Below are 1,819 nucleotides of genomic sequence, written 5' to 3' on the forward strand. Positions count from 1 at the left end.
GTCCCTTTTGCGCGCCGATAGGGGGTCCCGTTTGCACGCCGATTGACACCCCATACCGGGCTCGCCAGGCCTCGCTGAAGCAGTTGGATGCGGTCGCCAAAGGCTCGGCCCCCAACATCACGATTTCAGAAGCCGCGGCCCAGCATGGCCGAAGCTATCGTGGCAAGGTTGTTGATCAAACGGCGCACCACGCGCTGCAGGAATCCGAAGATCGCGGATTCGTTATTCACGACAAAGCGCTCGGCCCCAAGCGGGATTTTGACAACGGCAGCTACGCCCAAATCACCTACGCTTACGACAAGGGGAAAATTCCTGCTGAGGAAATTGTTCAACGCATAGAGCGGGAAGCCCGAAGCAAAGCATTCAAAGAGCTGCCTCGCCAGGAAGCCGTCAAGCAACACCCGGAATTGCAAGCAAATTTCGTCCAGCTCGATGCGCTCAAAAAGCAAATTCAGGGTCAACACCTCACGGCTGCTGAACAGGCAACGGTCATGGATCGGTTGCACGAAAACATGGCCAGGGCCATTGAGCGCGGCCCGGTTCCAGGCCAAAGCGCTTCCACCGAAACCGACAAGTCAACGCCTCCCACCCCAAGCAAGGATCACGAGCGCTAGACGCCGCACCCCGCCCACTATATGATGCAATGTTATGTTGAAGCCATTTAACATAATCTATATCGTATAACACCGCACCTTGGGCCGCTCGGCGGCGACTCACGACGTAATTGCGAAATTGGGCCGCAGTGCCTTTTGCTCGTCGTGACAACATGATGGGAGGCATGAAACACGCAAACCGCCTCATCGTGCTGCTCGTGATTGCCTCCCTCGTTGGCCTTGCCCTCCAGCCCGGAAACAAAGGTCTGGCTGTGCGTGTCTTCGGCGTCCAAATTGAAACCAAGTGATCTGTCTTGATCCCGTGGACAAGCGGGGATCGGCATGGAAATATGGACAAGCCTGCGACTTGCCCACATTCCCACCCCTCGCACCCCCTTGCCCACAGGCGCCCACGGGCCTGACGCGCTGCGCTTGCCTTTTGTGATTTTCATCTCTTAGAACACTCGCTTTGCGGGCATCATGTTGATTTCCACGTAAATCTGACCCCTCTGAGCTGAGTTTTTTCATCCAACTTTGACCCCTTGAGTAAGGTCTTCTGCTTGTTTTTTGAGCAGGAGGGTTCAAGGAGTGATCAACGTGGGAACACTGGCAAAGATCCGCAGGATGCACCTGCGCGACGGCCTTCCAATCAAAGAAATCGAGCGGCGCACGGGCCTGGCCAGAAACACCATCAAGGTGTGGCTGCGCAAGGGCGAGATGGTCCAGCCCAAGTACCCTCAGCGGGTGGTGGTGAGCAAGCTCGACGGTTTCACCGAGATGCTGGCAACCTGGCTCAAGGCCGATCAGCATCGCGGCAAACGCGATCGCCGCACCATCAAGGCCCTGTACGAAGCCCTGACCGAGCAGGGGTACACCGGCGGCTACGGCCGGGTGGCCGCCTTTGCCCGGCGCTGGCGAGAGGATCAGTCGGGCAAGGTCGACAAGGCCGCCTTCGTTCCTTTGAAGTTTGCGCTGGGCGACGCGTTCCAGTTCGACTGGAGCACCGAATATGCCTGGGTGGGCGGGCTGCGCCGGCGCCTGGAGGTGGCGCACACCAAGCTGTGTGGCAGCCGCGCCTTCTGGCTGGTGGCCTATCCGACCCAGAGTCACGAGATGCTGTTTGACGCCCATGCCCGGGCGTTTGCCGCCTTCGGCGGCGTGCCCCAGCGCGGTATTTACGACAATCTATGGACGCCTCCCGCCGCAAGGTGATTTCGATCTGGCGC

2 protein-coding genes and 1 pseudogene are annotated in these 1,819 nt (G+C 58.9%); all 3 read left to right on the forward strand.

Features of this window, described 5'->3' with window-relative positions:
* On the forward strand, window positions 1-614 hold a 614-nt coding region (locus tag ET21_RS27885; protein WP_237751625.1), incomplete at its 5' end, for a hypothetical protein.
* Window positions 615-778: 164 nt separating this feature from the next.
* Window positions 779-901: a hypothetical protein gene (locus ET21_RS28800; protein ID WP_256497000.1), complete on the forward strand. Its 123-nt coding sequence runs from the start codon at window positions 779-781 to the stop codon at window positions 899-901.
* A gap of 289 nt (window positions 902-1,190) precedes the next feature.
* Window positions 1,191-1,787 (forward strand): annotated as a pseudogene (gene istA, locus ET21_RS0120940) (IS21 family transposase); the annotation flags it as partial.
* Between the last annotated feature and the right edge of the window lie 32 nt (window positions 1,788-1,819).

The sequence above is a fragment of the Sphingobium sp. DC-2 genome (assembly GCF_000722555.1).
Lineage (GTDB): Bacteria > Pseudomonadota > Alphaproteobacteria > Sphingomonadales > Sphingomonadaceae > Sphingobium > Sphingobium quisquiliarum.

Bases quoted from the DNA above. Each gene is read 5' to 3' on its own strand.
- ET21_RS28800 (WP_256497000.1), top strand. From the start codon at position 779: ATGAAACACGCAAACCGCCTCATCGTGCTGCTCGTGATTGCCTCCCTC.